This is a genomic window from Kitasatospora sp. NPDC056531 (assembly GCF_042794375.1).
GTDB lineage: Bacteria > Actinomycetota > Actinomycetes > Streptomycetales > Streptomycetaceae > Kitasatospora.
Genome location: NZ_JBHTTU010000384.1, coordinates 1 through 714, shown reverse-complemented (window position 1 = coordinate 714; position 714 = coordinate 1). Strand labels below are relative to the sequence as shown.

General features: G+C 75.6%; 1 protein-coding gene and 1 pseudogene. Both read right to left on the bottom strand.

Translation table 11 applies throughout. The features are described from left to right. Window positions 1-436: pseudogene (locus ACFQ87_RS46635) on the bottom strand (hypothetical protein); the annotation flags it as partial. After that, window positions 433-714: winged helix-turn-helix domain-containing protein (locus ACFQ87_RS46630; protein WP_380617117.1), on the bottom strand; the 282-nt coding region annotated here is incomplete at its 5' end. The gene ACFQ87_RS46630 and the pseudogene ACFQ87_RS46635, both read right to left, overlap by 4 nt.

The window sequence follows — 714 nt, the reverse complement described above, 5'->3', positions numbered from 1 at the left end:
CGCCCACCCGGCAGGTGTTGCCGCCGAGCCGGCGCACGTCCGTCACCGTCCGGGCGGGGGCGTCGGCGTGGGCGAGCTCGCGGTCGTCCGAGGTGGTCGGGAGGTCGAGGTGAGAGGTGCCCGGGACGATGGCTCCGGTGGAGTCCAGGGCCTGCGCGGTGACCCGGATCGGGTGCAGCAGCTGCTCGCTCAGCCCGCTCGGGCCGTTGAAGTCCCCCGGGTACAGCTTCTCGCGCTCGACCTGGCCGCTCACGGCCCGGACGGCCGAGGTGAAGTCGTCCGTCTCGTCGTCGCGGATCAGGTGCTCGGCGGCGCGGTAGCCGAGCGTGCCGATCAGCACCGCCACCAGGGCGGCCATCGCGGCGAAGGCGAGCGAGAGGGTGGTGCGCAGGCCCGGGCGCGGCAGTCGGGGGCGCGGGCGCGCGGGGCCGGTCACGGCTCGCGCAGCGTGTAGCCGACGCCGCGGACGGTGTGGATCAGGGGGGCCAGGCCGGGGCGGTCGAGCTTGCGGCGCAGGTAGCCGATGAAGACCGCGAGGTTCTTCGAGCCGGGGCCGAAGTCGTAGCCCCAGATCCGCTCGTAGAGGGTGGTCTGGTCCAGGACGGCGCCCGCGTGCCGGGCCAGCAGCTCCAGCAGGTCGAACTCGGTGCGGGAGAGCTCCAGCTCCGCCCCGGCGCGCCAGGCCCGGCGGGCGGGCGGCTCGACCCGCAGGTC